Annotated in this window: 22 protein-coding genes, 1 tRNA gene and 3 pseudogenes; 15 read left to right on the plus strand and 11 right to left on the minus strand. The window is 55.0% G+C overall.

The window, feature by feature from the left end; all coding sequences use genetic code 11:
• Positions 1–56: 56 nt before the first annotated feature.
• The gene (locus BRW62_RS04120; RefSeq protein WP_099798398.1) at positions 57–1,079 is read right to left on the minus strand and encodes a YheT family hydrolase; all 1,023 of its coding nucleotides are present in this window, start codon (positions 1,077–1,079) and stop codon (positions 57–59) included.
• 62 nt (positions 1,080–1,141) lie between these two features.
• On the opposite strand from BRW62_RS04120, the gene BRW62_RS04125 reads away from it, so the two are divergent.
• Entirely contained in the window at positions 1,142–1,999 is an 858-nt protein-coding gene (locus BRW62_RS04125) for a RodZ family helix-turn-helix domain-containing protein (protein ID WP_099798399.1), read from the plus strand.
• A 272-nt stretch (positions 2,000–2,271) separates the two neighbouring features.
• Here the strand turns inward: BRW62_RS04125 and BRW62_RS04130 are convergent, their stop codons facing one another.
• From BRW62_RS04130 to BRW62_RS04145, 4 genes are all read right to left on the minus strand, one after another.
• Positions 2,272–2,985, minus strand: coding sequence for a GUN4 domain-containing protein (locus BRW62_RS04130; protein WP_099798400.1), 714 nt, complete (start codon positions 2,983–2,985; stop codon positions 2,272–2,274).
• Positions 2,979–3,443, minus strand: coding sequence for a D-glycero-beta-D-manno-heptose 1-phosphate adenylyltransferase (rfaE2, locus tag BRW62_RS04135; RefSeq protein ID WP_227517563.1), 465 nt, complete (start codon positions 3,441–3,443; stop codon positions 2,979–2,981). Before rfaE2 ends, BRW62_RS04130 begins: the two co-directional genes overlap by 7 nt.
• A 66-nt stretch (positions 3,444–3,509) precedes the next feature.
• Positions 3,510–4,376: a branched-chain amino acid ABC transporter permease gene (locus tag BRW62_RS04140; protein WP_099798402.1), complete on the minus strand. Its 867-nt coding sequence runs from the start codon at positions 4,374–4,376 to the stop codon at positions 3,510–3,512.
• A 118-nt stretch (positions 4,377–4,494) separates the two neighbouring features.
• The gene (locus tag BRW62_RS04145) at positions 4,495–4,854 is read right to left on the minus strand and encodes a hypothetical protein (RefSeq protein ID WP_099798403.1); all 360 of its coding nucleotides are present in this window, start codon (positions 4,852–4,854) and stop codon (positions 4,495–4,497) included.
• Between the two features lie 85 nt (positions 4,855–4,939).
• Here BRW62_RS04145 and BRW62_RS04150 point away from each other — a divergent pair, with 85 nt between their 5' ends.
• A complete protein-coding gene (locus BRW62_RS04150; protein WP_099798404.1) occupies positions 4,940–5,758 on the plus strand; it encodes a M48 family metallopeptidase in 819 nt (272 codons plus the stop codon).
• 30 nt (positions 5,759–5,788) lie between these two features.
• On the opposite strand, the gene BRW62_RS04155 is transcribed toward BRW62_RS04150, so the two are convergent.
• A complete protein-coding gene (locus tag BRW62_RS04155; RefSeq protein ID WP_099798405.1) occupies positions 5,789–6,958 on the minus strand; it encodes an adenylate/guanylate cyclase domain-containing protein in 1,170 nt (389 codons plus the stop codon).
• A 337-nt stretch (positions 6,959–7,295) separates the two neighbouring features.
• On the opposite strand from BRW62_RS04155, the gene BRW62_RS04160 reads away from it, so the two are divergent.
• The 5 genes and pseudogenes from BRW62_RS04160 to BRW62_RS15085 all read left to right on the plus strand — a co-directional run bounded on the left by BRW62_RS04160 (position 7,296) and on the right by BRW62_RS15085 (position 10,453).
• Positions 7,296–7,368, plus strand: a tRNA-Phe gene (locus BRW62_RS04160).
• A 74-nt stretch (positions 7,369–7,442) separates the two neighbouring features.
• Positions 7,443–7,607, plus strand: a pseudogene (locus BRW62_RS15080) (hypothetical protein); the annotation flags it as partial.
• A gap of 23 nt (positions 7,608–7,630) precedes the next feature.
• Positions 7,631–9,802 carry a CHASE2 domain-containing protein gene (locus BRW62_RS04165; RefSeq protein ID WP_227517564.1) on the plus strand — a complete coding sequence of 724 codons (2,172 nt, stop codon included), beginning with the start codon at positions 7,631–7,633 and terminating at the stop codon, positions 9,800–9,802.
• A gap of 82 nt (positions 9,803–9,884) precedes the next feature.
• On the plus strand, positions 9,885–10,097 hold the full coding sequence (locus BRW62_RS04170; RefSeq protein WP_099798406.1) for a hypothetical protein: 213 nt from the start codon (positions 9,885–9,887) through the stop codon (positions 10,095–10,097).
• 48 nt (positions 10,098–10,145) lie between these two features.
• Positions 10,146–10,453: pseudogene (locus BRW62_RS15085) on the plus strand (phage holin family protein).
• A gap of 65 nt (positions 10,454–10,518) precedes the next feature.
• On the opposite strand, the pseudogene cobJ reads toward BRW62_RS15085, so the two are convergent.
• Positions 10,519–12,312 (minus strand): annotated as a pseudogene (cobJ, locus tag BRW62_RS04180) (precorrin-3B C(17)-methyltransferase); the annotation flags it as partial.
• A gap of 26 nt (positions 12,313–12,338) precedes the next feature.
• Between cobJ and pruA the strand changes: the two are divergent.
• The gene (gene pruA / locus BRW62_RS04185) at positions 12,339–15,359 is read left to right on the plus strand and encodes an L-glutamate gamma-semialdehyde dehydrogenase (protein WP_099799824.1); all 3,021 of its coding nucleotides are present in this window, start codon (positions 12,339–12,341) and stop codon (positions 15,357–15,359) included.
• Entirely contained in the window at positions 15,359–16,522 is a 1,164-nt protein-coding gene (locus BRW62_RS04190) for a class I SAM-dependent methyltransferase (RefSeq protein ID WP_099798409.1), read from the plus strand. Before pruA ends, BRW62_RS04190 begins: the two co-directional genes overlap by 1 nt.
• On the opposite strand, the gene BRW62_RS04195 is transcribed toward BRW62_RS04190, so the two are convergent.
• Both BRW62_RS04195 and BRW62_RS04200 read right to left on the minus strand, forming a co-directional pair.
• On the minus strand, positions 16,506–17,150 hold the full coding sequence (locus tag BRW62_RS04195) for an exopolysaccharide biosynthesis protein (RefSeq protein ID WP_099798410.1): 645 nt from the start codon (positions 17,148–17,150) through the stop codon (positions 16,506–16,508). The two genes, BRW62_RS04190 and BRW62_RS04195, sit on opposite strands and share 17 nt — an antisense overlap.
• A gap of 14 nt (positions 17,151–17,164) precedes the next feature.
• Positions 17,165–17,362 carry a hypothetical protein gene (locus BRW62_RS04200; RefSeq protein ID WP_099798411.1) on the minus strand — a complete coding sequence of 66 codons (198 nt, stop codon included), beginning with the start codon at positions 17,360–17,362 and terminating at the stop codon, positions 17,165–17,167.
• A gap of 191 nt (positions 17,363–17,553) precedes the next feature.
• Between BRW62_RS04200 and glgP the strand changes: the two genes are divergently transcribed.
• From glgP to BRW62_RS04215, 3 genes are all read left to right on the plus strand, one after another.
• Positions 17,554–20,142: an alpha-glucan family phosphorylase gene (glgP, locus tag BRW62_RS04205; protein WP_099798412.1), complete on the plus strand. Its 2,589-nt coding sequence runs from the start codon at positions 17,554–17,556 to the stop codon at positions 20,140–20,142.
• Positions 20,143–20,210: 68 nt separating this feature from the next.
• Positions 20,211–20,810, plus strand: a complete 600-nt coding sequence (locus BRW62_RS04210) for a DJ-1/PfpI family protein (RefSeq protein WP_099798413.1) — start codon at positions 20,211–20,213, stop codon at positions 20,808–20,810.
• A 12-nt stretch (positions 20,811–20,822) separates the two neighbouring features.
• On the plus strand, positions 20,823–21,389 hold the full coding sequence (locus BRW62_RS04215) for a hypothetical protein (protein WP_099798414.1): 567 nt from the start codon (positions 20,823–20,825) through the stop codon (positions 21,387–21,389).
• Here the strand turns inward: BRW62_RS04215 and BRW62_RS04220 are convergent.
• Entirely contained in the window at positions 21,386–22,567 is a 1,182-nt protein-coding gene (locus BRW62_RS04220; protein ID WP_099798415.1) for a hypothetical protein, read from the minus strand. The genes BRW62_RS04215 and BRW62_RS04220 overlap by 4 nt on opposite strands.
• A gap of 266 nt (positions 22,568–22,833) precedes the next feature.
• Between BRW62_RS04220 and BRW62_RS13035 the strand changes: the two genes are divergently transcribed.
• Genes BRW62_RS13035 through lnt form a run of 3 tightly spaced genes read left to right on the plus strand, consistent with a single transcriptional unit; the run spans position 22,834 to position 25,691 of the window.
• Positions 22,834–23,001 (plus strand): hypothetical protein, encoded by a 168-nt coding sequence (locus BRW62_RS13035; RefSeq protein ID WP_157768326.1) that lies wholly within the window; start codon positions 22,834–22,836, stop codon positions 22,999–23,001.
• 40 nt (positions 23,002–23,041) lie between these two features.
• Positions 23,042–24,211: a DNA double-strand break repair nuclease NurA gene (locus BRW62_RS04225; protein WP_099798416.1), complete on the plus strand. Its 1,170-nt coding sequence runs from the start codon at positions 23,042–23,044 to the stop codon at positions 24,209–24,211.
• Positions 24,212–24,251: 40 nt separating this feature from the next.
• A complete protein-coding gene (lnt, locus tag BRW62_RS04230) occupies positions 24,252–25,691 on the plus strand; it encodes an apolipoprotein N-acyltransferase (RefSeq protein ID WP_198406151.1) in 1,440 nt (479 codons plus the stop codon).
• On the opposite strand, the gene BRW62_RS04235 is transcribed toward lnt, so the two are convergent.
• Entirely contained in the window at positions 25,654–26,487 is an 834-nt protein-coding gene (locus BRW62_RS04235; protein WP_099798418.1) for a DUF3598 family protein, read from the minus strand. The genes lnt and BRW62_RS04235 overlap by 38 nt on opposite strands.
• Positions 26,488–26,494: the final 7 nt, after the last annotated feature.

Genomic DNA, 26,494 nt, shown 5'->3' on the forward strand with positions numbered 1-26,494 from the left:
TCCTTGAACTGTTCACCATTGAACTGCTTCCGCCAACCAGACCTCTAATGACAAACCTAGACCTGCATGGTTTTGGCTGCTAACCAATCCAGCAGGCGATGAATTCCCCAACAGTAGTCGGGATCCCCCCAGAGCCTTTGACATGTCGGGGCACTCACAAACCCCACATGCCCACCATACTCGCACAGAACCACTTCAAGGGCAGGGTTACGATCGGCGATCGCCACCAGTTCTGGCATCAAGGCAGGATCAAACAGTGGATCATCGGCAGCGTAAAGTATCCAAGTCGGCAAGCGCAACTGCGGCAAAAAATGGAGCGGGCTGCTGGCATGGTAGTAGGCCTCAACCGATGGAAAGCCAAGGCGTTCAATCACCAGTGTCCGATCAAAACCCGCAATGGTGTTGATGCCTGCAATTGCTGCCAAATCAATGCTGGTGGGGTGCGCGGCGTGGAGTTGCTGAGCCAAGCGTTGGAGTTCACGACTAATGGCGCGTTCAAATTGCCGCCCCCAAAACGTCTGGCCAAGGTGAGCTAAGGAGCGGTTCGAGTCTAAGTTAGGACAAATCACCGCTGCCCCAGCAATGAGATCATTGTTCGTGCCTTGGGCGAACCACGCGCCCCACAAGGCCAATTGCCCCCCAAGGGAATAGCCGACCAACCAGTAGGGAGCGGTGTATCCCAGTTCATTACACTGCTGGGCAATCAAGCATAAATCCTTGCCTTCGTATAGACCATCGCTGGTGAGGGTGGGCGAGAGGTGGCCGCTGCGACCATGGGCGCGCCAGTCAAACAGAACCACATCGAACTGCCGTTGCTGCCCCCAGTGGGCAAGGGTATGCAAATACCACTGATTCGTCAGATCTCCGGTAATACCGTAGGTGGCAATAAGGGTGCCTCGGGCGTGGGGAACCCGACACCCTTGGCCGTAAAGGGGCACCCCTTGCGCTCCTGCAAAGAGATGCTCCTGCTGGGGGTGCCAGCGATAGGGACAGCCATAGCGCTGACCATAGGCGGTAAAAATGGTGTGGGCAATGGGCGATCGCAACCCTAGGGGTGGCCAGTAGGCATTGGATTGCATAGATAGGTTAGGCAAGGCGTAGTTTCCGTATTACACTTGGTCATCATTGTGAGGCATAGGCTATGACGCAGAGCGATGATCCCTCTTGGCGTAGCAACGAGGCAGATCGCTATGCCGTAGAAACCTGCTTAACAGATGTTCAGGCGAATCGTCTAATTGATGAAGTGTTTGCTGAGGTTGAAGCAGAGACACCCATCGAGTTTGCGGCGGTTTTAGACCCGCATGACGCCTCTGCAACGACGGTTTTAGTCCCCTATGAACCGTTGGCAGCCCCCCACTCAACGGCGGTTCCCGCTCCAGAGCGTTCCCATAAGCTACACCTGAATACCGACTTTTCATGGCGCGATCGCTTTTTAATGGGGGTTGGCATTGCCTCCTTTGTCCTTAGCGTGGGGTTATGGATTAGTGGCGCTCGCCAACCTACGGCAGTGGTTGCACCTGAGGTGGCCACAACACCGGCTGCCGATATTGCCTTTGCGGAATATCTGCAAACCTCTCTTCAGCTTTTGAGTCAGCAGCCCTCCCCAACACCCGCTACAACCATTGCGTCCGCAACGGTTCCCCCATCTGCCCCGTCACCGACAGTTGAACGTATTTACGTCCCTATTTATCAGCCCCCTAATGCTCCGGCAGTCTCGGTGCCCCAACTCCCCACCGTAACTGCGCCATCACCGATGCCGACTGATACAGTTGCCACTGCCCCGATCGCTCCACCGGCTCCTCAGCATACCTTGGTTGGCGTTCTCGAGCTTGGGGAGCGCTCCGTGGCTCTGATTCAAACCAATGGCGAAACCCTGCGCCTGAGTGTGGGCGATAGCGTTGGGAACGACGGTTGGCAATTGGTACAAATTCAAAATCAGCGGGCGGTGTTTCGGCGACAGGGAGAGGTTCGCTCCTTAGCCGTTGGTCAAAGCCTGTAAACTACTCCCAGCTAAAGCAGGGAGCTTTTAGTAGCCCTGCAGTTAGCAAGCCAACCGCGAGCCTCTGGGGTGGTTTACAGCACCCCCAATCGACCGTTACCAGTGCCTTGAACAACCGTTTCTGGTGTCCGCACTACAATTATAACCCAAGGCAACTGAAGTTGCTAAAGAAGCTTTCCTCCCCGCACTGGAGTACGGGGCTTCCAGCCCTACCCGATGTGACATCCTCCTGCTAGGGGGTAAAACGCAGGCCACCAAGCTCCCCCCAAACCTCAAGGGGAGTACTGCCATGCGGGGTGATTCAGGAGAGCATTAATAAGCTGTACCCCTCGCAGTTGATTCGTCAGGGGTAAGTGTCCGCGGGGGGCACTCAAGTCCCAGATAAATTCGCTGGGGTAGCGCGGCCACTTTTTGCCATTACGCCAGCCAATTTTTTCCCAAAGCCGATCCCAGTTTTGACCACAGCCCAGCCAGAGTTGCCGCTGCACGGAATAGCCAAACCGCCCCAAGGAAAAGGCCAGCCATAACTGATCAATAGTTTGCAAGTCGGTGACGGGCAGTTGCTCTACTTCTGTAAAGTACAGCCAACCACGCTTTTGTGCTGCTGCCCCCGCGAGTACGCATAGGGTTTGGCTAGTGAGGCGATCGGCGGCTTCAAACTCTAGGTGCACCAGTCGCTCGGCTAGCGGACGATAATCTATCTGCCGCTCTGACAGGAGGGGCAGCACTCCCGCAGGATAGTGCTGACTTAAAAACGCTTTGACACCTGCATCCTCTGCCTGCACCAGCAGGCGATAGGTTTGACCACGAATCCAAAGCGGGGGGACGGGGTCTAGGGTTGTGCTGGCTTGTAAAAATTCTTGCAGCAATGGGTAGCCCTCAACACCAACGGTACTTAAAGTGTTCAAAGCGGCGAGCTGTTGCTTCTCGTTGCCGCTGTACAACTGTGTGCGTAAATTGGCTAAGGCTGTATTCGTGGCTACCATGCCCCCCTTGAGTCCTCCCCTTGCAACTGTAGAATGCGCTGTACAATCGCCGTTGTTGAACTGGGTACTTCCACCATGATTAACTCAATGCGGCCGCCATAGCGGAGCACCGTTTCAGCTTCCGGTAGGGTCTCCAGTTCATAGTCTCCCCCCTTGACGTAGATCTCCGGCTGGAGCACTTCAATCAGAGGAATGGCGGTGCGATCGCCAAACACGACCACTGCATCTACTGATCGTAAACCAGCCAGTACCTCTGCCCGCTGTTGTTCGGCAATAATTGGTCGGTTTGGTTTTAAGGCAGCCACCGAGCGATCGCTGTTGAGGCCAACCACTAACCGCCGCCCCAGTGCCCGCGCTGCCTTGAGGTAACGAACATGACCGGCATGGAGTAAATCAAAACAGCCATTGGTAAAAACGAGGGGTCGCCAGTCCTCCGGCGCTGCCTCAATCTCCCGCACCAGATCCGCAAGATCGTAAAGGCCAGTAATCAGAACTCATCTCCCTAGAGGGTCACCCCTAGCCTATCAGAGCGTGCCGCGAAAGAGTCCTTGGGGGCGCACTAATAGGACAGCCATCATCATCACCATCGCCACCGCTAATTTATACTCTGCCGGAATAACGAGGGTACTCATCTCCTGCGCCACCCCAATGATCAGGGCACCGGCGATCGCCCCGTAGGGGTTGCCAATCCCCCCCAAAATCACGCTGGCAAACAGGGGCAAAATCAAAAACCAGCCCATCGTCGGACGTACCGCCGTAATTAAGCCGTACAGCCCCCCGGCAACCCCCGTCAGCGTTCCTGCCAACAGCCATGTGCACAGCACCACCCACTCCACATCAATCCCAGAGACCCGGGCTAAGTCGAGATCATCCGCCACTGCCCGCATAGCCTTCCCGACTTTCGTGCGCTGCAGTAAAAAATGCACCCCAGCCATGGCCACAACCGCCAAGATCATGACAATAATTTTCGAGTAAATAATTTTGATGCCAAAAATATCAAGAGCAGGCATCACCGGTAAGCGATAGGTTTGGTTTTCGCTCCCCCAGATGAGGATCACTGCATTGCGCAGGAAAAACGACAGACCAATGGACATAATGATCAGCGTGGTTGAAGTGGTGCGGCGATCGCGCATCGGCGACCAGAGCAGTTTTTCACTCATCAGCATCAGCCCTGCTGTGCCCAACGCACCAACCAGCATCGATAGCCAAATGTCTAACCCCATTAAATTGGCAACCAAGGTTAGGTAGGCACCTGCCGTCATAAAATCGCCGTGGGCAAAGTTCGGCAGCCGTAAAATCCCAAAGGTGAGGGTGAGTCCCACCGCTGCGAGGGCAATAATACTCCCCACCGCCAAACCGTTAACCAGTAGTTGAATGAGTTGAATATCCATGAAATGTGTTGTAGGTGCACTACATTCTATATAGGCTATAGAGGCGCAAAACGAGTCAAAAAAGGGGGGTCAAGCCGCTGCCTTCCCCCACCTAGAACAGGATGATTTGAATGTAGCGTTAGCCGCGACGTAAGTCCTTCGCCATGGCGCGGAACAGATCAAGGCTAGGATCAGTGCGACGGCGTTCTTGTTCCTCTGCTGCCGGAGCAGATACATCGGTAACGCTCGGCTCTGGGGTGCCCTTGTTCTGGGCAGCTACGTCCACCTTTTCTAAGGATGATACCAATTCAACAACTTCCACCTCTTCGGTGCTGCCCCCCGTTGCGGGAAAGGTTTTTTTGACTGGCTTGGCTGTACGCATGTACTCAATGTTGCCGTAGGTCTTTGCTTCATCGGGATCCAAGAAAAATTCCTTGGTGGGCTTGGGGTCGGCGGGTGCCTTTTTGCCACCGCGAAATAGACCGTCAAAAAGTCCCATAGCTGAGGTGTTACCTTTTATGAAGAAACCGCTACTCAGTTTACAATAGAAGCCTAGGGCAAACCATAGCTAACGTTACCATTTTATGCCTGCTGCAGCTTACCGGGGGCTAACCGCCGATCAGTTTCGCCACCCTCGCGATCGCCAAGCCACCGCTGCCCTCAAGCACCTTCCGGGCCTAGATGTGCTGGTGCGCACGATCCTTGGCTCCCTTGCCGAGCAAGCATTTTACCTCGAAAACATTGGTAGCAGCCTCCGCATCAGCGAGCAGCAGCTTCCAGACCTCTATGCATTGCACACCGAGGCCTGCCGCTGTTTAGATATTGACCCGCCGCATCTATACCTAAAGCAGCACAGCATCCCCAATGCCTACACCTTTGCCATGCGCGGCAAACAACCGTTTGTGGTGCTCCATACTGCGTTAGTCGAACTCTTGACACCAGCAGAGCTACAAGCTGTGCTCGCCCACGAACTGGGGCACTTAAAGTGTGAGCATGGAGTTTACCTAACCATTGCCAACCTTTTACTTTTAGCGACCAGTCAACTCTCGCCTTGGGGACTACTCTTGGCGCAGGGGCTCCAAACCCAACTGTTTCAATGGCTGCGCTGTGCAGAACTCAGCTGCGATCGCGCGGCTTTGCTGGTCACTCAAGATGCGCGTGTTGTGGCCTCTGTGCTGATGAAATTGTGTGGCGGCTCTCCCCAGTGGAGCGATCGCCTCAACTTGGATGCCTTTATTGCCCAAGCGCAGCAGTACGATAGCGCCGATCAAGGCTGGCACACCCTGTTCAAGGAGTTACAAGCCAGCCAACTCACGCACCCCTTACCGGTGTTACGCGCCCGCGAAATCTTGGACTGGGCAGAGAGTCAACAATATTATCAATTGCGGCAAGCCTTCCAGTAGCATCAGCCATTCACGCTGAGGATGTCCGCGCTAGTGAAGAGTGTCACTACTTTTTAGAGCTTTTTCTAAGAAGCTGTGTAAATCAGCAAAGGTGCCAATGTAGGCAGGCACTGGTGTTTCATAGCCTTTGAGGCTCAGAACTTGGGGACGGAAGGGTACAGCCGCAGGGCATCCTCCCACGAGGTAATGGTAGGTGGTGGCTCCCATGGCAATATCGGCTTGGATGGTTTTGGTGGCACTCTCAAGCCGAAAGGCAGCGTTTACGGTATCGCCTAAGGCGGTGTAGTCGGGGCGATCGCCACTGCCAGTATTGCCCACCATGGCATAGCCTGTATTCAGCCCCGCCCCTATCCGTAGGGGGGCAGGTAGGGGATACTGCTGATGCAACTCCCCTGTCATTGATCGTAGGTCTTCAAGGGCAGACAGGGTATAGCAAATTTCGCGATAGCCAATTTCCTCACTTTCATGAATCCAAACAGCCATCACCGCATCACCAATGTATTTATCGACCCAACTACCGTACTGACGAATGATTTCCCCTGCTCGGTGAAACCATGTGCCAATGACTTCTGAGAGCAGTTCTTCATTGAGCTGCCGCGTTAATTGGGTAAAATCGCGAATATCGACCACCAACACGGTCAACAGTCGCCGGACGTGTAGGAGTGCTGTAGCCGAGCCTTCTGGCTGCGGTAAGCTCAGGATGGCACTATCACTAAACAGCGGCGGCAGCGGCTCATTAAAAAAATCCAGTTCTGTTTGGCCAAAGGTGATGCGATCGCCATTATGCAGCGGCATTGGAATACTCACCCGGCGGCCATTGACAAATGTGCCGTTACGGCTGCCTAGGTCAATTAAATAAAACTCCCCCTGCCCCATCCGTTGAATCATGGCGTGGGTACGCGACATCCAGCGATCGGCAAGAACAATGGCATTCTCTTCACTACGGCCAATCGTCCAGCACGTCCCACCAGTCAACGGAAAATAGCACATTGTTTCATCCGTCACCAGAGCCAAGTGGGGTTCTGTGGGGGGGGGTATTTCAGGATGGATCAGCTCTGGCCCGTGGGGCAGTTGAGATACCGCGTGACGGAGATGGGCAATGATCTGCTGTTGTCGAAAAATAATGGCCACCAGTTGCTGGGGGGTCAAGGTCTCCAGAAGTTTCTGATCCGGTAAGTTAAACGCAAGGTCAGCATCCATGGGGCACTAGGAGGAAACCAAGAAAAATCAAGACGGTGGCTCAGTAAGGGGCTGAAAGCCGAGCGCTCAAAACAATAAAAGAAGAGAAAGCGTGCCCGTGAGCCGACAACACACATTCAACCCACGTTTAGGAGGGCGATTACACCCCCAGTCTAGCAAAGGGGTTTGGGGTACTCAATAGACTGCATCTATGCGTATCAAATTCAGACCATCCTTTGAGCAAAAGGAGGATGTCAATTTTAGCAAGAGCACCTTAGCTAGTTCTTTTCGGAAAATTATTACTATTCAGGCTTGTCATAGCTTAGTCATGGTTGCTATAATCATAAAGCACTTTTCAGCCGGGATAGCTCAGTTGGTAGAGCAGAGGACTGAAAATCCTCGTGTCGCCAGTTCAATTCTGGCTCCTGGCATCTGACCTCAAGCGTTGATGCAAATCTTGGCTATTCCCCACCAGCGATCGGCCATCTAAGCCACTGTCACTGTCAGCTTAGGCCTCGCCACGTTAATTCCCAGCACGACGACCAAGCCAGACACCTTGGTCAACCTTGCCGATCGCCATCTTTACGCAGCCAAACAACAGGGCTGCAATTGTTACGTTGCTGCAACCACAGACACCGCCGCCACCAGCACTTCGCTAGAATCAGTCTAATCCATCGCGTTGGGATAGTTGGTGTGACCCGTTCATGGCCCAAGTGGCTGCCCCTGCCAGCCCTTGTCACAACATTCGGTGTTGCTGCCCTTGTGATTGGGGTGCGACAGTTGGGACTGCTGCAACAAACAGAACTGAATTTCTACGATCTCTACGTGCGATCGCGCCCAGCCCCAGATCCGGATCCGCGCATTCTCACGGTGCTAATCACAGAGCAGGATATCCAAGCCCAAAAAACATGGCCGCTACCGGATGCCACCATTACCGATCTATTAACCCGCCTGAATGCCGCTAGCCCGCGAGCTATTGGCTTGGATATTTTTCGGGATATTCCCCAACCACCCGGTCACGACCAAATTCGTAAGATTCTCAGCCTCAACCCACGCATTATCCCCGTCTGCAAATCCGCTGGCGAAACCGCCGATCAACCAGAAGTTCCCCCACCCCCCAGTATTCCCACGGATCAGGTGCCTGAGCGGGTAGGGTTTGCCGATATTCCCCTCGACAATGATGGCGTGATCCGGCGCAACCTGTTTGTCATCAATAATGAAAATGCCCAGCGGTGTACAACCCCCTTCTCCTTTGCCCTGATGCTGGCACTGCGCTACATCGAGCAAGAACCGGATCAAAAAATTGATCTAAACAATGACGGCCTCACCCTGAACAATGTCCACTTTGCACCCCTCACCCGGGATGCGGGGGGGTATGTTGGGGTGGATGATCGGGGTATGCAAACCCTGCTAAAGTATCGCTCCGGCAGTAATGTCAGTCGCACCGTCTCATTAATGGATGTGCTGACCGGCCGGGTGAGCGATGATTTGATTCGGGATCGCGTTGTTTTAATTGGGGTGTCTGCCCCCAGTATCAAGGATATATTCCTGACCCCCTACAGCGGCAGCGATGCCGTCACCCAGCAAATGCCCGGGGTCGTGGTTCATGCGCAGATGGTGAGTCAGTTTCTCAGCGCGGCTCTGGATGACGACGCACCCATCTGGTACTGGCCTTTGCCCTTTGTGTTGGGTTGGATTATTCTGTGGGCGGGGGTTGGCAGTGTGTTGGGGTGGTGGTTGCGTCAACCGCTGTGGCTAGCAGCGGCGGTGGCAGGCGGTGGTCTCGCTTTGGTGGGGGGGAGTTTTGCGATTTTTGTTGTTGGTAATGGCTGGATTCCGGTGGTGCCGCCACTCATTGCCCTGATGCTCAGCAGTGTGGGGATGGTGGGCTACGTAGGGTATCACGCCCAGCAGGAGCAAAAATCGTTTCAGGAAAAAGTTAAAGAGCAGGAAAAGGCGCTGGCGCTGATGCGCTCCTTGATGGCGGAAAACACGGCTGCCCTGAATCAAGCCCTGCAACAACCCACGGAAATTACGGGCAAGCCCCGCTCACTCTTAGGAGGACGCTACAAAATCCAAAGAGTCTTGGGGGCTGGTGGGTTTGGCCGTACCTATTTGGCTCAGGATACCCAGCGTCCCGGCAACCCCATTTGCGTTGTCAAGCACCTGCGCCCTGGCCGCAATGATGAACGTTTTATGCAGGTGGCACGGCGATTATTTAATACGGAAGCGGAAATCCTCGAAAAGTTGGGTCGCCATGACCAAATTCCTTTGCTGTTGGCCTACGTCGAAGAAAATCAAGAATTTTATCTCGTCCAAGAATTTATTGAGGGTCGCTCCCTCAGTGAGGAAGTCAAACAAAAGCACAGCGAAGCTGAGGCGCTTAAACTGCTGCGAGAAATGCTAGAGGTGTTGAGTTTTGTCCATAGCCATTATGTGATTCACCGCGATATTAAACCCGACAATATAATTCGTCGTGCTGCCGATGGCCGTTTGGTGCTAATTGACTTTGGCGCAGTGAAGCAAATGCAGCCTCAAGAAATTCAGAAAACCCAAGGAAGCACCGTCGTCATTGGTACGATGGGCTACGCACCCCCAGAGCAACTCTCAGGACAACCCACCCTCAGCAGTGATATTTATGCCGTGGGGATGATTGTGTTGCAAGCGCTGACCGGCATTAAACCCCGAGATCTACCTCGAGATCCCCGAACAGGTGAGGTGGATTGGCAGTCCTGTGTGACGGTGAGCGATGCGTTTGCGGCGATACTCAACAAAATGGTGAAATTTAACTTCAGCGATCGCTATGAGTCTGCAAAGGACGCACTACAGGAGGTACAATCGCTCAGTAGTGCTATGGCAGTGTAGCAGACCCGCTGTCCCAAAATTGCGGTGGGGGCGATCGCCCTAGGACTTAAAATAGAGGCAACTGTGATGGGAGGTAAGTTTGATGTACCAGTCGCCAGTGCTTGTTACGCCTAATGGACATTCCCTAGATATTACCCTTGATCCGTTTTGGCAAAATTTACAGCAGTTGGCCTCCCACTTGCTTGTCTCTTTGTGTTTATCGCTGCTGCTGACAATTGCCCTAAGTTTGCTGAGCTATTGGTTTAGCAGTACGTTTGGTATTCCTCTCATGCCATTTTTGTTTGTTGTCATTTAGGGCAGTCAGCGGCATGGATTAAAACAAAATAAGCGAATTGGAGGAGTTATGATCTGGGGTCTGATTATTACGTGGGTTGTAACCAGTATTAGTTTATTTATTGTCTCGCGCCTCTCGTTCCTAGGCGTAGAAATTGATAAGTTTAGTACCGCGCTGTGGTCTGCCATTGTTTTTGGGGTTCTCAATGCCACATTGGGGCCGTGCTGAAGTTCCTCTCCTTCCCGTTTATCTTTTTGTCCCTTGGTTTGTTTGCCCTGATTATTAATGCCGCTATTTTTGCCCTTGCCGCTGCCTTTGTGGATGGCTTTACCCTGCGCAACGGATTTTGGAGCGCTCTATTGGATCGATTGCCCTGAGTATTGTCAATGGCCTCTGCTTTGGGCTGTTGACCCAATTGGGAGTTCTCTAGGTACCCTCGGGGGGTAATGAGCCAGTCGTGGTAACGACGAGTACTGGCATTGCCAATTAAGACCAGGCTGAACATATCCACCTGCTCGGGTTGGAATGTGCCTAGGGTGGTTAGGGTAATCTGTTCATCGGCACGGTAAGCCCCACGGACAATGGCCACTGGGGTGTTGGGGGAGCGATAACGCTGAAAAATTTGCTGAGCGATGATCAGTTGCTCTTGGCGATCGCGAGAGCGAGGATTATACAGAGCGGTTACAAAGTCAGCGTTGGCTGCAGCTTCTAGGCGTTGTTCAATCACTGGCCATGGGGTGAGGCGATCGCTGAGGCTAATGGTACAAAAATCGTGCATTAGGGGAGCGCCTAGCCGTGCCGCTGCCGCATTCACCGCACTCACCCCCGGCAACACCTCCACAGCAATATCGGCGATATTTGCATCGGCCATTAACTCCAGCACCAAGCCCGCCATGCCATAAATGCCGCAGTCTCCCGATGAGACCACGGCCACGCGCAACCCCCATGCCGCAAGTTCAATGGCGTGTTGGGCGCGATCGCGCTCTTGGGTAATCGGGTAAGGCAGTACCATCTGGCCGGGTTGCCGCAATGGTGCCAGTAGTTGTAAGTACAACTCATAGCCAATCCACACCTCTGCGGCTAAAAGTGCTGCGCGTGCTGCGGTGGTGAGTTGCTCGAGTGCTCCTGGGCCGGTACCAATTAGGGCGATCGCCCCCCTACGGGGAATATATTCCCGTTGGCTCTGCGCTACCGCCACGGTCACTGCTCCCTTTTGTGCCGGCTGGCGATAGATGTGCTTCGGGACAATTAACGCCCCCCCCTGACTTGCCAACAGCGCTGCTGCCTCCGCCACACTAGGGGTGCCCATCTCGGCGGCCACAATGGCGGAGGGAGTCGGAACCGCCACCTGCTCTAATTGCTCTGCCCTAAACCAGCGGGTCGGCCAATTTTGGCGTTGGGCGAGGGCACATAACCCCACTTCGTCCGCTTTGCGATCGATACTGGCGATGCCGGCGATCGCCCCTAAGGCTAACCCCGCTTCACTGAGGGTATGTTCAATGGCTGCTGCAATGACGCTTTCAGGTGTACCGCGCTCACAGCCAAGTCCTAGCCACAGTACCCGTGGATGCCAGACCACGCCAGCGGTGGGGCATACCGCCTTTTCGGTGATCCAAACCCCCTCATCGGTGGGTGGGGCACTCAGCCACTCGATGGGTTGCTGGGGGGACACTCCGGTGCGCCACAGGTCACTACCGCAGGTTTGGAACACCCTGAGAACCTCCTGCCGGGCTTGGCGAGCAGCAACCCCATGCCAATCTCCCGAGCCTCGCTGCCAGCCGAAGGCTTGCCCCCAACAGTCCACCGCAAAGTAGTGTTGGCAGTGGCTTGCCCCCGTCAGGATGGGGGTGGCACCTATTTGAGCCGCTAGCACCTGACAAAGGCGATCGCCCGCGGCAGCATGGCCACCCACTAAACTAATGAGCCACTGGCCATCTTCTGAAAGCACCCAGACCGCAGGATCCGTGTACTTATCTGTTAACAGGGGCGCAATCAAGCGCACCACCGCCCCACAGGCCAAGGCAAAAACCCAGCCGCGATACTGTGACCACACTGCTGCCAGATGGGTTGCCAGCGATCCCTGATACCGCTGGGCTGTAGCAACCTCAATCGGCAGGTGGATGGGTAGCCACAGGTCTAAGGCAACACCCGCATGCCGCAGGCGCTCTAGCTGAGCAACCCCTTGGGCGGTTGTGGCGATCGCTGCAAGTGGCGCAACGCTTGAAAACTGATTCACTCCTAGCCCCTATTGATTCACAGCAAATGTTTGGAAGTCGTTTGCCACCCCTATCTCCATGGGAAAATAGAAGTACCTTTCCTCACTACTACGACGGTATTGCACCCTTGAGTATTTACGAAGCATCCACGAGCGCGATCGCTCGCCAACTCCTCAGCGCCAGCCACGAGTCCCGCAACTTTTTTAGCCAACTGCGCGATCAGATGCGCATCGAAGACAAGCTCCTAGGCTGGGCCATGGAGCATCCTAGATTGCGGGTACAACTCTTTCGCCTTATTGACTGCCTCCCTAGCCTCAAGAGCAAAGCCGAGGTGGCGCGGCATTTACAAGAATACCTCAGTGATCCCAGTGTCGAACTGCCAGAAGGGCTGAAAAAACTGTTGAACTTTGCTCAACCGGACTCCCTGCCTGCCCAAGCGGCAGCCACAACCTTCACCACCGCCGTGCAAGCCCTTGCCCACAAGTACATTGCCGGTGAAAACACGGAACAGGTTCTCAAGACCATTGGCCGCCTCCGCAAACAGGGAATGGCAGTAACCATGGATATTCTGGGGGAAGCCGTGATTACCGAATCGGAGGCCGCCGCCTACTGCGATCGCTACCTAGACCTAATGACCCAGTTGAGTCCGTTGGCGAGCAAGGAAGGCACCAATCCGGTACAGGTCTCCGTGAAGCTGACCGCCTTTTACTCCCAGTTTGATCCCCTAGATGTCCAAGGCTGCCGCGCCAAGGTGGGGGAACCTATCCGCCGACTGCTCCACCGCGCCAAGGAATTGGGGGTGGGGGTTCATTTTGACATGGAGCAGTATGCCTACAAAGACATTACCTTGGCCATTCTCAAAGATATTTTGCTGGAGCCAGAGTTTCGCGATCGCGCCGATGTGGGGATCACGCTACAAGCCTACCTGCGGGATAGTTACAACGATGCTCAAGACCTCGTTCGCTGGGCACAACAGCGCGGCACCCCCGTCACTGTGCGGCTGGTCAAGGGAGCCTACTGGGATCAGGAACTGATTAAGGCGGTACAACACCAGTGGCCGCTACCCGTCTATCAGCACAAGGTTGATACCGATGCCAACTACGAGCGCGTGCTAGAGTACCTACTCAGCCACTACATCGTGGTGCGAACTGCCGTGGCTAGTCACAATGTGCGCTCCCAAGCGCGGGCGATCGCCATTGCCCAGCACCATCACCTACCCGCCAGTGCCATGGAGTGCCAAGTCCTCTACGGGATGGCCGATAAACTCGCGAGAGCCTTGGTGGAGGCCGGACAAACCGTGCGGGTGTATTGTCCCTACGGCGATCTCATTCCTGGCATGGCCTACCTAATCCGCCGCCTGCTAGAAAACACCGCCAACAGCTCCTTCCTGCGGCAGCAGTTGGCAACCACCGAGATCGAGGATCTATTAGCACCCCCGCTTCCCACCGCCGACTTCAGCGCCACCAACGTCTATGTGCACACCGGCAAGACTTCAACCTTTGTCAATGCTGCTAATACTGACTATGCCGTAGCTTCCTTGCGCCATCGCATTGAAGCAGCCCTAGACAATGTCCACCGCCAACTTGGCCAAACCTATTCCCCCATCATTGGGGGTGAGCGGGTGAATACCCTAGAGTACAGCGACTCCCGCAATCCCTCCCACCCCCAGGAAATTGTTGGTCGTGTGGGCGTAGCCACCATTGAAGATGCTGAACACGCCATCCGTGCCGCCAAAGCGGCTCAAAAGCAGTGGCAGCACACACCCGTGAGCGAGCGAGCCGCCATCTTACGGCGCGCAGCAGACTTACTGGAAGCCCAACGCCATGAGTTGGTGGCCTGGATGTGCTACGAAGTGGGTAAAGTCGTCGCAGAAGGCGATGCCGAAGTCTCGGAAGCCGTGGATTTTTGTCGCTACTATGCCGATGAAATGGAGCGCCTCAGCGGTGGCTACGATCGTAACTTTCCGGGAGAAACCAATCATTACCACTATCAAGGGCGGGGGATTGCCGTAGTGATTTCACCGTGGAATTTTCCCTTAGCCATCCCCACTGGGATGACAGTGGCCGCGCTGGTGACAGGCAACTGTACGATCCTCAAACCCGCAGATCCCGCAGCTGTTGTTGCGGCTAAATTAGCGGAGATCCTTATTGCTGCTGGATTCCCTGCGGGCGTGTTTCAGTTTTTACCCGGTCGCGGTGCTGTTGTTGGCCCCTACCTCACTCAGCACCCTGACGTGCATCTGATTGCCTTTACGGGGTCTCAGGAGGTGGGCTGCCGCATTATTGCGGAGGCGGCGCGGTTGCAGCGGGGGCAAACCCATATTAAGCGCGTCATTGCCGAAATGGGGGGCAAAAACGCCATTATTGTTGACGAAAGTGCTGACCTAGATCAAGCCGTAGCGGGGGTCGTGCACTCCGCCTTTGGCTATAGCGGCCAGAAATGCTCCGCCTGCTCGCGGGTGATTGTCCTTGAAGCCATTTACCAGCCCTTTGTGCAACGCCTGATTGAAGCCACCAAATCCTTGAATGCGGGGTCAGCCCATTGGCCTAGTACCCGTGTGGGGCCAGTCATCACTGCTGCGGCTCGCGATCGCATTCAGGAGTATATTGTCAAAGGTCAACAGGAGGCAGACCTTGCCTTCAGTGGCACCGTACCAGAGGAGGGGTATTTTGTGCCTCCCACGATCTTTACCAACGTTCCCCCTACCGCCACGATCGCCCAAGAGGAAATTTTTGGCCCCGTTTTAGCGGTACTGCGTGCCGAAACCTTTGATCAAGCCCTGGAGATTGCCAACACAACCGCCTATGCCCTGACAGGGGGGCTGTATTCGCGCACCCCCTCCCACATCCAAGCGGCAAAAGACCAGTTTGCGGTGGGAAACCTCTACATCAATCGCGGTATCACCGGCGCAATTGTCGATCGCCATCCCTTTGGCGGCTTTAAGCTGTCGGGCATCGGCTCAAAAGCCGGTGGACGTGATTACCTGTTGCAGTTTCTCGAGCCACGGGTGATCACAGAGAACGTCCAACGCCAAGGGTTTGCCCCCATTGCCGGAGTGGATGATTAATGAGCGATCGCGGCTGTCCACAACTGCTAGAGCGAATCACCGCACGCATTGATGCAGTCGGTGCCATCCCCTTTGCCGAGTTTATGGCCTTGGCACTGTACGACCCCCAGTGGGGCTACTATAACCGCCCCCAGATCACCATTGGTCGGCGCGGCGACTTTACCACAGCTAGCACGATCACCGTTGACTTTGGGGAACTACTGACCGACGCCTTTGTGCTCATGTGGCAGGCCTTGGGGCAGCCTACCCCTTTTACTCTCCTAGAAATGGGCGCAGGGGACGGGCAGTTTGCCGCCGCTGTTTTGACCTACAGCCAACAGATGCATCCTGATTTTTTTGCTGCCCTTGACTACGCCATTCAGGAGCAGTCACCAACCCTGCAACAGCGGCAACGGCAATGGTTGCAGCCCTGGGGCGATCGCCTCCGCTGGCTCAGCCCTGATACCGTGCCAGATCCCTTCATTGGCTGTATATTCAGCAACGAACTGGTGGATGCCTTCCCCGTCCACCGCCTGCAATGGCAAGGGACTCAGTGGCAGGAACTGTATGTCACCCTAAACGCCCAGGGGCAGTTTCAGGACGTGCTGCACCCCCTCAAGGATGACCAGATTCACCAGTACTTTGCCACCGTGGGGATTGACCCGCAGCAGCAGCACTATAGCGACGGTTATCGAACCGAAGTCAATCTGCAGCTCATTCCATGGCTGAAGCAGGTGAGCCAGTGCCTTCAGCGAGGGTTTGTCCTCACCATTGACTACGGCTATCCTGCCCACCAGTACTACCATCCCGCCCGCTGTGAGGGTACCTTGCAGTGTTACTACCAGCACCGTTACCACGATAACCCCTACCGCTTTGTCGGCACGCAGGACATCACCGCTCATGTGGATATCACTGCGTTAGAGCGTTATGGTGAGCAGTTTGGCCTGCACCCCCTGTACATAACCCGCCAAAGCCTGTTTTTAATGGCATTGGGGCTGGGGAACCGTCTCATGGCACAGCAGCACACCAACGGTAACCTCCGTCAAGCGCTCAGCCGCCATCAATCCTTGCACCATCTCATTGATCCGTTGGGGTTAGGGGGCTTTTACGTAGTATTGCAGAGTAAACAGGCCAGCCTGCGGTTGCCGGAACTGGATGCTGTAGGCTCTAGATTGCCCCTTTAAGTAGATCCAATAAGCTGCTACCGCCCCACATCAGCGCCACCAGAATAGAGGTTGTCACCGCCAGACCCATCAGGCACACCACCAGCCCTGCCAAGCTAATCAGGCCATCGTCATCCAGTAAACCAAACCCAGTAATGAAGATACCCATCGCTGGCAACGTGTTGGTGCCCGGAATCGGTAAAATCATCGAGATGGCCATCAGGGAAACAGCAGCCCCCAAGAGCAGCCGACCGCCACGGCTTGTGCAGATGAGGCGCAGGCGCGGTCGCGAGATCAACTCAATTCGCCGCAACCACGGCAGCGCACGGCGAAGGATGTTTTGGGCATGGCTGCGGGGCATCGTTCGCGCTAACAGCCTCGGTGGCAGCCATGGGGCGGTCGCCCCTAGCATGAGCTGCACCCCCAAGATGAGCAGAACAATGCCAAAAGGGGTGGAATAACCGGGAGCAGGAATGGGCAATGCCGACGGTAACGATAACACCACCAGTAAAAAACCAAAGGTGCGCTCCCCCGCGAGCTGCAAAATATCGGCAAGGGTTACCTGCTGCTGGGTAAGAACGGCACCGGTGACAGGTGAATCAGCACCCATTAAAAAGGCTTGCTCTAAATCCGCAGAGAGTCTGGCCATAAAGGATAACGCACCTAATCGATGCGGATATTTTTGAAGTCCGGCGGTGGGGGCGGGCTGGGGGGCTGATAGTCGCCGTACTGCTTGAGCCAGTCACTCACCGGCTGCTGATCAAGACTTAGCCCCAACAACCCCGAAACAAAGCCACCCATAAAGGCAACGGGTCTCTGGCTTAATTCTTTGACAAGGGGGGTTAACTCAGTTAAAAACATAGGCTTACATCAACCTTAGGGCACGATTTGCCAGATTCTTCACAGAATGTAACCTGATTTTAGCCTAGAGAACCACAAAACGTTAGCGGTTCTTTGTTTATGGCAATTCCGCGAAATTTGTTAAGGAACCCAAGGCGCACCCCCAGCAGTTCGGACAATAAGGTCAAAGGTCAACTGATTTAGCAACGGCCATGAAGCCCATCCGCACGTTTAATGTCAGCCCCTGCTTACCCGAACGACTGGAACAACTGCGCAGCCTAGCCTATAACCTCTACTGGACGTGGAATACCGAGGCGATCGCCCTGTTCCGCCGCCTCGACCCTCAGCTATGGGAGCAGACCAACCATAATCCGGTGCGGTTACTAGGCCAGATTCGCCAAGACCGCTTACTAGAAGCAGCAGCAGATAACGGGTTTTTAGCCCAAATGGAACGCGCCTTGGCGCAATTTCAGGAGTACTGCCATCCTGAACAAACGTGGTATCAACGGGTGCGCGGCACAACAACCAAAGAGTGTATTGCCTATTTTTCCCTTGAATTTGGCCTGAGTGAATGCCTGCCCATCTACTCCGGTGGCTTGGGGGTGCTGGCGGGAGATCACCTCAAGTCTGCCAGTGACTTAGGCTTACCCCTTGTGGGGGTGGGGCTACTGTACCAAAAAGGGTATTTTTCGCAGTACCTGAGTGCAGAGGGGTGGCAACAAGAGCGTTACCCCATCAACGACTTTTACAACCTGCCCTTAACCCTCGTTACCCATCCCAGCGGGGCTGAAATCCGTATTGTTGTGCCCTACCCGAATCGGGATGTCCACGCCCGAGTCTGGAGGCTTCAGGTAGGGCGAGTGCCCCTCTATTTGCTGGATACGAATATTCCCGTTAATAGTGCCTACGACCAAGACATTACCGACTACCTCTACGGCGGCGATGTGGATCTGCGAATTCACCAAGAAATGTTACTGGGGATTGGGGGGGTAAAGCTATTGCAGGCCTTAGACCTGCGACCCACTGTCTATCACATGAATGAAGGGCACTCGGCGTTTCTCTCCCTTGAACGCATTCGCCAACTCATGAGTGAAGCGCACCTGAGTTACGATGAAGCACTACAGGTGGTGCAGGCGAGTCAGGTGTTTACGACCCATACCCCTGTTCCCGCCGGCATTGACCTGTTTCCCGCCGATAAAATTACCTACTACGTTGGGCACTACATCGAAGCCTTTAACCTCTCTCAGCAAGAGTTTCTGTCCCTTGGGCGCATGAATCCGGGCGCGTTTCAGGAGCCATTTAGTATGGCGAATTTGGCCATTCATACCGCCAGCTTTGTCAATGGGGTGAGTGCCTTGCACGGCGAGGTATCGCGGCAAATGTTTCAAGGGCTATGGCCCAATTTACCCCCCACAGAAGTACCAATTACCTCCATTACCAATGGGGTTCATGCCCGCAGTTGGGTGTCTGAACCGTTGCAGTACCTCCTCGATATTTACCTCGGGCCACAGTGGTCTGAAGCTGCCATCACCGATGCCCTTTGGCAGCGGGTGGATAGCATTCCCGATGAAGAACTGTGGCGGATTCATGAAATTTGCCGCTATCAACTCGTGATGTTTGTGCGATCGCGCCTGCAACGGATGCTTCAGTCCCGGAGTGCCACAGCAGCAGAGCTAGCGCAAGCAGCAGAGGCACTGGATCCCACGGCTTTGACCATTGGCTTTGCCCGTCGCTTTGCGACCTACAAGCGGGCGACTCTGTTTTTGCGAGATGTAGAGCGGCTACGGCGCATTTTACTGGGGTCAGTGCCTATCAAAAGTAGTGGCAAGCAACACCGCCCGATTGTTCAGTTTGTTATTGCCGGCAAAGCACATCCCAACGATAACCCCGGCAAAGAACTCATCCAAGAAATTATTCACTTTACCCGCCAAGAGGGGATGCACCACCACATTGCCTTTGTCCCAGACTACGATATGCACGTTGCCAAGATGATGGTGGCTGGGTGTGATGTGTGGCTGAATACCCCCCTGCGGCCTCAAGAGGCATCGGGTACCAGTGGGATGAAGGCAGCGATGAACGGCTTGCCGAACCTCAGTATTTTGGATGGTTGGTGGGATGAAGCTGATTACGTGAAGACGGGATGGGCGATTGGTCACGGCGAAAACTACGGCGATCGCCACTATCAAGATCAGGTAGAAGCCAATGCCCTTTACGAGCGCCTTGAGCGGGATGTCATTCCCCTGTTTTACGAACGCGACGAAAACGATATTCCCCGCCGCTGGGTACAAAAAATTAAGGCTGCCCTCTCATTAAATACACCGCAATTTAATACGGCACGGATGGTGCGCGACTACGCCCATCGGGCATACTTTGCAGCGAGCGATCGCCATTTTGTCTTGCGGGAAAACAACTATGGGGCTGCCAAGGAACTGGCGCAATGGAAGGAGCGAGTGCTTGAGCACTGGTACACCATTCAAATTCTTGGGGTAGAAACCTCGCGGGAGCACACCCTCACCGTCGGCGAAGTGCTTGAGGTCAAAGCTGCGATTGCCCTTGGCGCGCTGGAACCAAGGGATGTGCAAGTAACGCTCTTTCAAGGACGGGTCAATGAAGCGGGGCTACTGGAGGAGGCGTGCCCAACCTTGATGACCTTGGTGAGAACCACCAGTGACGGTCGTAGCATCTATACAGCGCAAGTGAGCTATGAGAGTAGTGGCTATCAGGGGATTGCACTGCAATTACTGCCTCGCCATGCCTACCTCAGTCACCCCTACGAGATGGGTCTGGTGCTCTGGGCTTGAGCCTCGCGCGAGTGCAAGTGTTCTAGCAGTATGCCAAGATCAAACTAGATTCATAATGGAGTGCTCCTATGGATGGCAAACGGATTCTCATGCTTGTGGGTGATTATGTCGAAGACTATGAGGTGATGGTGCCTTTCCAAGCACTACAGATGGTTGGCCATACCGTTCATGCTGTCTGTCCCAATAAAGTTGCGGGGGACAGCGTCCGGACAGCTGTTCACGATTTTGAAGGGGATCAAACCTATAGTGAAAAGCGGGGGCATAATTTTACCCTCAATGCCACGTTTGCAGATGTTGACCCCAGTACCTACGATGCGTTAGTGGTTCCGGGGGGGCGTGCCCCGGAATATCTGCGGCTCAATTCACGGGTGATTGAGATCACTCAACATTTTGGCCACACGCAAAAACCCATTGCCGCTATTTGCCATGGGCTGCAACTGTTGGCCACCGCTGGGGTGCTTGAGGGCAAAACCTGTACCGCCTATCCTGCCTGCGGCCCTGAGGTTACCAAGGCAGGGGGCACCTATACCGAAGTTGCCGTGGATGCGGTGGTGGTGGATGGCAATTTAGTGACGGCTCCAGCATGGCCTGCCCACCCTCAATGGCTGGCAGCCTTCCTAGCGCTCTTGGGCACAACGATTAACCACCGTGCCTTGACTAGGGTTTAGGTACATAGAGCGATGGCGATCGCCCTCAGCCAACTTGCCGAGTACCTAAGTCGGCACCAGTTAAATTTCAAGCTAAATGCTAAAAATCATCAAATTATTACTGGCGTGAATGGCGATCATCTCGAGCGGTTCATTGTGATCATTGAACTTGATGAAGAGGGCGAGTTTTTTAAGCTCTATGCGCCTAACTTATTACCCGGAATTAAATACCACCGCTTCAAAGACGCGATTTTGCAAACCTTACTCTGCATTTCGTGGCAAACAAAAATGTTGCAGTGGGAGTACGATCCCAGTGATGGGGAAGTTCGTGCCATCATTGAATTTCCCCTTGAGGACAGCACCCTAACAGAGCGGCAATTTTTCCGCTGCTTTGGTGCCCTTGTGGAAATTGTGGATACAACCGTGCCCCGCCTACGGCAGATCGTCCAAGACAGTGAAACCAGCCCTGAGTCTGACACAGACTTAGCCATGGGGGAGCGACTGCTGCTCACAATTCAGGAAGAAGCCCCCGGTCTCCTTGACCTCATTGCCCAAGCCCTTGATGCTCGCCGTCAACGGGGGCAAAGTTCCTATTCCTAGCTTTCATGCGTGGGATGGGTAGGAGTCTCGCGGGCATAGAAGCGGCCATGCTTAATTTCAATGAGACCTTGGCAATTGGGACAACTAAATCGCCACAGCTTACCCACAGGCACCTTCAAGGCTTGCTGACAATGGGGACACTCGCCACGCCATACGTCTTCATCGCCTAGCATCCACATCCCCCCCACAACCATGGGTAAGCCAATCACTGTGCCCAAACCAGTGGCACAAAATCCCAAACCCATGACCATCCCGGCAATTCCTGCCACTTTTGATTGACCATCCCGAGGCACCTTTTCAATGGTGGGGATGGTATAGTTTGCAGTGTCATTGGTTGCAGACGCTCCGGTATCTGGTTCTGGGGGCGTCTCAGGGGCGATCGCGGGTGAGCTGGCAGCTTCAGGGAGGGGATTGGGGTCAGCCTCCAACCATGGATCCCCAAGGGGCGGATAGGCGCTGGCAGACGCCTGTGGCTCGGTGGCTTCAGGCGCTACGGCAACGGTATCTACACTCTCTGGTTCAGCGACTTCAGCGATAAGATCATGATCGCCAGCAATCGTCGCGGTCTGTTCAAGGGGGGCTGTGGTAGCATTAGATGCTTGCTCGGGTAGGGGTTCAGGTTCGTTAACGGGGGCGATCGGCTCATCTGGGGCTGTGGACTCAACAAAGGCGGCAATCAAGTCCATCAGTGTCGGCGCGTCAGGAGTATCTTGAGGAGATGGTGCCATCTCTAAGGCTGATCCATCAGCAGCTTCAGATGCAGCGGGCGGGGGTGTGTCCGGTGTACTTTGCCAAGGATCGGCAACAGGGGGCAGGGGAGACGAGCTAGCAGCGGGTAACTCAATTGTCTGGGATGGTAGTTCTAAGCTTTGGGCAGTTGCCACTGCTGGCGATCGCAGGATAACCTCAGCATCCCACAGCGGTGCGCCCAGCACCCTAGACTCAATCACCACCTGATCAGTATCCGGCAAGTGCAGCTTTTCCAAGGCTGTGCGGATCAAGGTTACCGCAGCACCCTGATTGAGCATTTTCTCGGAATGTAGCGTAACGGCTAGTGTGCAGCCTTGACGGGTGACATCTGCCTTGACCCGCTTAGGTAAGAGCACAGCGTTTAACAACGTGCTAATGGCACGGGGATCACCTTGGCGCGCCACCTCCAGCAAACGAGTTTCACTCATAAACCACTGGGGAATGTTTCCGGCTACTCCTAGCCTAACTGAGATTTGCCGCAGTAGTGATTAGCACCCCTGGACAACGGGGAGACAACAATATCTGTGGAGGAGAAGCACCGGGAGCTGAGTACCATCATGCAACTATGGCTAGACTACAGTACAGTAAGGAGCTTTATAGAAACCGGAGGGTTCGGGAACCGGATAAAACCTCGCTCGTTCCCGACGGGGATACAGAACGGTTCCCGCGCCTACGGCAGTAGGCAGAATCAGTCTTGACAGAACCGTTCCACGGCGGGGAGTGTCACCATCCTCGATCGCATCCGGAGGATATTGATGTCAACCTCAACTGCCTCGACAATATTCATCAACTGCGCGATCGCTTTCAAGTTCAACTGTTTGATGGCCAGCAGTGGGAGCGCAACATTGAAACGCTGCGATGATAAATGCCCCAATACATAAATACATAATTTAGATAAGGCTATGCTCGATCTCACCAAAGTGGCAATGCAAATGGGGCAGGTGGGTCAGGTCATTCGCCAAGGGGCGATCGCCAGCCAACAGAAACAGGCACACGCCCTTGATATTTTTGCCGCGATGGCTGGGCAACTCGACCATTATCGACACCTCTTAGCCACGTGGCGTGAGCACCTCGCCTTTGCGGTTGCGGAACCCAGCGAACCCCTCACTACTGTGCACACCGTCTCCCCAGCCAGTCTTCCCTACGGTGTTATTGCTGCCGATGGTTCACAAATTGCCCCCAGCCACCACGAAATTGCCTACTGTTACCTGATTAATATTGGCCGAGTTGCCATCACCTACGGTTCTCAGCGCCGCCCACAGTTAAATAGTCTGCCGCAGTTGGTCTATGACCCTGCGGAGCTGGGGCGATCGCGATCGTGGGGCATTACCACCGAAGACTGGCTGCGTTACCGCCGCACCCAAGCTGAAATGCTGGCGCTAGCTGAGTTGGCCACCGATCCTGAGACCCCCACCCTTGCCCTAGTGGATGGCTCATTAATCTTTTGGTATTGGAGCACCCTCGCTCCTGCTGCCCGCGACATCCTCTTAGCCCCCATTCTCGAGGCGTGGCAACAGCTACGGGAGCGGCGGATTCCCTTAGTGGGGTATATCAGTGCCTCGCGCAGCCATGAAACCCTGAATTTTCTGCGCTTGGGGGTATGCCCCTATCCTGAGCCGAATTGTGCAGAGCATTGCACCAACCAGAGAGAGCGGCTACCCTGCCAGACCTTTGACCCCTTGCGCGACACACTCCTGTGGCACGCCCGGCTTGCACCGCAGCAGTACAGCCCCCTTTGGCGCAGTTACAGCCCTATTTTGGAGCACTACGGTGATCATGCTATTTACTGTTGCTACCTCCACGCAGGCAGTGAAGTGGTGCGCCTAGAGGTTCCGCAGTGGGTGGCCAAGGAGACCGATCTGCTTGCGCAGGCCATCAGCCTGACTGCCTCCCAAATTCAAAAGGGACACGGCTACCCAGTGGCGTTGGCGGAGGCGCACAATTTAGCGGTAGTGCGCAGCAGCGATCGCCAACGCTTTTTTGCTTTACTAGAACGGGAACTTATCAAGGCAGGGCAGTGGCATGTGGCTCCTTCCCCCAAGGAACAGCGCAAGCGCCAGAGTATTGTCTAAGCTCAGACACCCTCTAGGACTTCTGCTGGCCGGTGCTGTCATGCAGTGGGCGCTGCCACCCGTAGGTTGGGGATGGCTGGCCTTTGGCGCGGTAGCCCCCCTGTGGTGGGTCTGCCAGATGCAGCGAGCCGGGCTACCGGCAGTGCTCGCTGGCCTCTGGTGGGGGCTAGGGTTTTACGGCAGTAGCCTAGTATGGGTGTGGGATCTGCACCCCTTGACCTGGATTGGCATTGATCCGCTGCCGAGTTGGCTCATTTCCCGAGGCATTTGGCTGTTTCTAACCCTCTGGGGAGCCACTCTTAGTATCGTCTGGGCAGCGTTGATGGCACGGTATGTCTGTGGCCATGGCCTTTGGCCAGAACTCTTGGCGGGGGTGACCCTCTGGTGTGGCCTAGAAGCCCTGTGGAGCTATTCCCCCCTATGGTGGATTAGTGTATCCCTCAGCCAAAGCCCCCACGGATTAGTGCAGTTGAGCCGCTTGGCGGGGCCAACCACCCTCACAGCGGTGGTGTTAGCGGTGAATGGCCTGATCGTTTTAGCATTACGGTATCACCGTCGTTACTGGCGCTATGGCGTGGTGTTCCTAGGAAGTGCGCTATTGCTCAACGTTGCTCTGGCGGCGGCGGTGCCCGCCGATCACAGCGAGGGGTTGCGCGTGGGTATCATTCAAGGGAACATTCCCACCCGAGAAAAATTAACCCCTGAGGGAATTCGCCGCGCTTGGCAGGACTATACTCGCGGTTATCAGGACTTGGCGGCCACTGGGGTTGAGGCAGTCCTGACTCCGGAAGGGGCATTGCCGATTCTCTGGCAACCCGAACAGGTAAATCGACTGAGCACCGCTGTGCAACAGGCCGGGGTTCCCCTGTGGCTGGGGACGTTTATGGCCACGACGGACGGGCATTATCAGGTACTGTTGACCCTTGATCAGCACGGCCAAGTCTATAGCCGCTACAACAAAGTGAACTTAGTCCTGTTGGGGGAGTATATTCCCGATTGGTTATCGGGGGTGGTGCAGCGTCTGTCCACGCTGCGATCGCGCCTCATTCCCGGTAACCCCGACCAAGTGTTTAGAACCCCTTGGGGCAATGCCGTGGTGTTGATTTGTTTTGAATCGGCCTTTTCCCACCGCAGCCGCGCTCAGGTGCAAACAGGGGGAGAATTTATTCTCAGTGTGGCCAACAATGATCCCTACCGGCAGCAGTTAATGGCACAGCACCATGCCCATGATGTCCTGCGTGCCGTTGAGGGCGATCGCTGGTTAGTGCGCGCTACCAATACCGGACTCTCTGCAGTGATTGACCCAACAGGCACCACCCGTTGGCTCTCAGACCCCGATCGCTTTGTCATTCATGCCGAAACCATCTATCGCCGCCAGAGCGTCACCCTCTATACTCGCTTTGGCGATTGGCTCCTGCCACTGTTAGCAGTGGCCACAGGGACTAGCTATAGCTCACGCGCGTTTCGACCACGAGGGTAGCACTCACCCACTCGCCGCGATCGCCATAGTGACGGATAAGGCGTTGGCGCTGATCATCGCTCCATAACCAACTGACTTCGACAAAAAACGGCTCACGAAAGGAGACCTGCAGTGGGGTTAAACTCGCAGTACCATCCGGTAACAGCAGCAGTTGCTTGGGCACAGGGGTATCTGTAAATAACAACCGTGCCCCCTCAAGGGTCGCTGTGGTCGCGAGATGCTGATCCTGCCACTCAAGGGATTGGTGGAGCACTGTTCCCTCTTGCCACACCGTCAGGGTTGTTGGTGATTCCGTGGGCGATCGCCAGTCCGCATACACCGTATAAGCGGTTCCCTGCCACCTTCCCACTAGATGTGTCACCTGCAAAGGAGGTCGCTCAGTGGCCTCAGAACCTGCACGAAACTCGCGAATCAACGTCATTGACTGTAGCCGTTGCCCCTTATCAAACAACTGCACAAACCGCAGCCGCCGATCCCCCACCACAAACCCATACTCCGCCCCAAACTCAGCGAACGGCGCTACCTGCAACGACCCCTTAGAAAACGCCCCCGTTTCAAAAAAAACATTCTGGCGACCAATAGTGGCATACTCCTGCACCGTGTTACTTGTGGCTGGCTGATTCAACCCCTTAGCAAACCGTTGCAGTTGAAAGCGCACCCGCGACCCATCCGCCACCTCCGTTAACGAGAGGATCGACGGCACAGATTCCCCCACCGTACCATCAGGGGCAATGGCAGTAAAGGAACCGTGCCACTCCCCCAAGTTTTTGCGAAAATTGTCCCAGTTACTACTCATTGTCAAG

This window comes from Thermostichus lividus PCC 6715, from assembly GCF_002754935.1.
GTDB classification, from domain to species: Bacteria; Cyanobacteriota; Cyanobacteriia; order Thermosynechococcales; family Thermosynechococcaceae; genus Thermosynechococcus; species Thermosynechococcus lividus.

What these genes read in the sequence shown, in the direction of transcription:
- BRW62_RS04120 (WP_099798398.1), bottom strand. Translation starts at nt 1,079, where the DNA reads ATGCAATCCAATGCCTACTGGCCACCCCTAGGGTTGCGATCGCCCATT.
- BRW62_RS04125 (WP_099798399.1), top strand. Translation starts at nt 1,142, where the DNA reads ATGACGCAGAGCGATGATCCCTCTTGGCGTAGCAACGAGGCAGATCGC.
- BRW62_RS04130 (WP_099798400.1), bottom strand. Translation starts at nt 2,985, where the DNA reads ATGGTAGCCACGAATACAGCCTTAGCCAATTTACGCACACAGTTGTAC.
- BRW62_RS04140 (WP_099798402.1), bottom strand. Translation starts at nt 4,376, where the DNA reads ATGGATATTCAACTCATTCAACTACTGGTTAACGGTTTGGCGGTGGGG.
- BRW62_RS04145 (WP_099798403.1), bottom strand. Translation starts at nt 4,854, where the DNA reads ATGGGACTTTTTGACGGTCTATTTCGCGGTGGCAAAAAGGCACCCGCC.
- BRW62_RS04150 (WP_099798404.1), top strand. Translation starts at nt 4,940, where the DNA reads ATGCCTGCTGCAGCTTACCGGGGGCTAACCGCCGATCAGTTTCGCCAC.
- BRW62_RS04155 (WP_099798405.1), bottom strand. Translation starts at nt 6,958, where the DNA reads ATGGATGCTGACCTTGCGTTTAACTTACCGGATCAGAAACTTCTGGAG.
- BRW62_RS04170 (WP_099798406.1), top strand. Translation starts at nt 9,885, where the DNA reads ATGTACCAGTCGCCAGTGCTTGTTACGCCTAATGGACATTCCCTAGAT.
- pruA (WP_099799824.1), top strand. Translation starts at nt 12,339, where the DNA reads ATGTTTGGAAGTCGTTTGCCACCCCTATCTCCATGGGAAAATAGAAGT.
- BRW62_RS04190 (WP_099798409.1), top strand. Translation starts at nt 15,359, where the DNA reads ATGAGCGATCGCGGCTGTCCACAACTGCTAGAGCGAATCACCGCACGC.
- BRW62_RS04195 (WP_099798410.1), bottom strand. Translation starts at nt 17,150, where the DNA reads ATGGCCAGACTCTCTGCGGATTTAGAGCAAGCCTTTTTAATGGGTGCT.
- BRW62_RS04200 (WP_099798411.1), bottom strand. Translation starts at nt 17,362, where the DNA reads ATGTTTTTAACTGAGTTAACCCCCCTTGTCAAAGAATTAAGCCAGAGA.
- glgP (WP_099798412.1), top strand. Translation starts at nt 17,554, where the DNA reads ATGAAGCCCATCCGCACGTTTAATGTCAGCCCCTGCTTACCCGAACGA.
- BRW62_RS04210 (WP_099798413.1), top strand. Translation starts at nt 20,211, where the DNA reads ATGGATGGCAAACGGATTCTCATGCTTGTGGGTGATTATGTCGAAGAC.
- BRW62_RS04215 (WP_099798414.1), top strand. Translation starts at nt 20,823, where the DNA reads ATGGCGATCGCCCTCAGCCAACTTGCCGAGTACCTAAGTCGGCACCAG.
- BRW62_RS04220 (WP_099798415.1), bottom strand. Translation starts at nt 22,567, where the DNA reads ATGAGTGAAACTCGTTTGCTGGAGGTGGCGCGCCAAGGTGATCCCCGT.
- BRW62_RS04225 (WP_099798416.1), top strand. Translation starts at nt 23,042, where the DNA reads ATGCTCGATCTCACCAAAGTGGCAATGCAAATGGGGCAGGTGGGTCAG.
- lnt (WP_198406151.1), top strand. Translation starts at nt 24,252, where the DNA reads ATGCAGTGGGCGCTGCCACCCGTAGGTTGGGGATGGCTGGCCTTTGGC.
- BRW62_RS04235 (WP_099798418.1), bottom strand. Translation starts at nt 26,487, where the DNA reads ATGAGTAGTAACTGGGACAATTTTCGCAAAAACTTGGGGGAGTGGCAC.